This is a genomic window from Sphaerisporangium sp. NPDC005289 (assembly GCF_040607455.1).
Classification (GTDB): domain Bacteria; phylum Actinomycetota; class Actinomycetes; order Streptosporangiales; family Streptosporangiaceae; genus Sphaerisporangium; species Sphaerisporangium rhizosphaerae.
In genome coordinates this window covers 1-1,727 of sequence record NZ_JBEXGS010000063.1, presented here as the reverse complement: position 1 = coordinate 1,727, position 1,727 = coordinate 1, and the positions used below count along the sequence as shown (strand labels likewise).

The window sequence follows — 1,727 nt, the reverse complement described above, 5'->3', positions numbered from 1 at the left end:
GCGATCTCCAGGCCGTCATACCCCCACTCCCCGGCCAGACGGCACACCTCCTCGAACGGCAGATCGGCCCACTGGCCGGTGAACAACGTGATCGGTCGCGTCATGTCCGCTCTCCTTCTCGGTGTCGGAATGCTCAGGCCCGCGCCGCGCGGGCGGTCCGTCCCCGGATCCGCCCGCGCGGCGCGCACGTGGGCCGTCAGGCGATGGGGGTCCAGCGGCTGTCGTTGGCGGCGCTGTCGGCGACCGCCTCCAGCACCCGCTGCACCCGCAGGCCGTCGGCGAACGAGGGGGCCGGGTCGGTGCCCTCGCCGATCGCCTCCAGGAAGTCCTTCACCTCGTGGGTGAAGGTGTGCTCGTAGCCGAGCCCGTGCCCCGGCGGCCACCAGGCGCCCGCGTACGGATGCCCGGACTCGGTGACAAGCACCCGCCGGAACCCCGCCTCCTCCGCCGGAAGCGTGTGGTCGTGGAACCACAGCTCGTTCATCGACTCGAAGTCGAAGGCCAGGCTCCCGAGCTCCCCGTTCACCTCGATGCGCATCGCGTTCTTGCGCCCGCTGGCGAAACGGGTCGCCTCGAACGACCCAACGGCGCCGCCGGAGAACCGGCCGAGGAACAGGGCCGCGTCATCGACGGTGACCGTGCCGGTCTCCCCGGCGCCCTCGGAGGCGTCCGCGGCGAGCCCGGCCGACTCCTCGGCCAGCGGCCGCTCCTTGACGAAGGTCTCGGTGATGGCCGACACGCCCGTCAGGCTCTGCCCGGTGATGTACTGGGCGGTGTCCACGATGTGGGAGCCGATGTCGCCGAGCGCGCCCGACCCCGCCTTGTCCTTCTGCAACCGCCACACCAGCGGGAACTGCGGGTCGACGATCCAGTCCTGGAGGTACTGGGCGCGGACGTGCCGCAGTTGCCCGAGCCGCCCTTCGGCGACCCACTGGCGGGCGAGCGCGACGGCCGGGACCCGCCGGTAGTTGAAGGCCACCATGCTGCGCACGCCCCGCGCCGCCGCGCGCTCGGCGGCCGCGACCATCGCCTCGGCCTCGGCCACGGTGTTGGCCAGCGGCTTCTCGCACAGGACGTGCTTGCCGGCCTCCAGCGCCGCGATGGCGATCTCGGCGTGGGAGTCACCGGGCGTGCAGATGTCGACGATCTGCACGTCGTCCCGCGCGACGAGGTCCTTCCAGTCGGTCTCGACCGCGGCCCAGCCGAGGCTCGCGGCGGCGGCGGCCGTGCGGTCGCCGGAACGACCGGACAGCGCGGCCATGACCGGGGTCACCGGCAGGTCGAAGAACGCCCCCACGCTGCGCCACGCCTGGGAGTGCACGCGCCCCATGAACGCGTACCCGACCATGCCGACCCCGAGTGCGGCCCTGGTGTCAGTCACGAAAACCCCCGAATCAGGATTCGAATCCGAGCGGCAGATACTTCTGCGCGTTGTCCTTGGTGATGGTCTCCGACATCAGCGTGATCGACTGCGGCACCTGCTGCTCGACCAGGTCGCTCAGACCCTTCCCCTGAGCGATGAGCCGCGCCAGCTTGATCGCCGAAGCCGCCATCGTCGGGCTGTAGGTCACCGTCGCCTTCAGCACACCACTGTCGGCCGCGATGTCGCGCATCGCGTTCGCCGACCCCGCGCCACCCACCATGAAGAACTCGTTGCGCCCGGCCTCCTTCACCGCCGCCAGGACACCGATGCCCTGGTCGTCGTCGTGGTTCCAGATCGCGTCGAT

The 1,727-nt window shown here is 71.1% G+C and carries 1 protein-coding gene and 2 pseudogenes; all 3 read right to left on the bottom strand.

What is annotated here, in order from left to right; translation table 11 throughout:
- Nucleotides 1-104, bottom strand: a pseudogene (locus ABZT47_RS40295) (sugar phosphate isomerase/epimerase); the annotation flags it as partial.
- A 92-nt stretch (nt 105-196) separates the two neighbouring features.
- The gene (locus ABZT47_RS40290) at nt 197-1,381 is read right to left on the bottom strand and encodes a Gfo/Idh/MocA family oxidoreductase (RefSeq protein ID WP_354854092.1); all 1,185 of its coding nucleotides are present in this window, start codon (nt 1,379-1,381) and stop codon (nt 197-199) included.
- Between the two features lie 13 nt (nt 1,382-1,394).
- Nucleotides 1,395-1,727, bottom strand: a pseudogene (locus ABZT47_RS40285) (sugar ABC transporter substrate-binding protein); the annotation flags it as partial.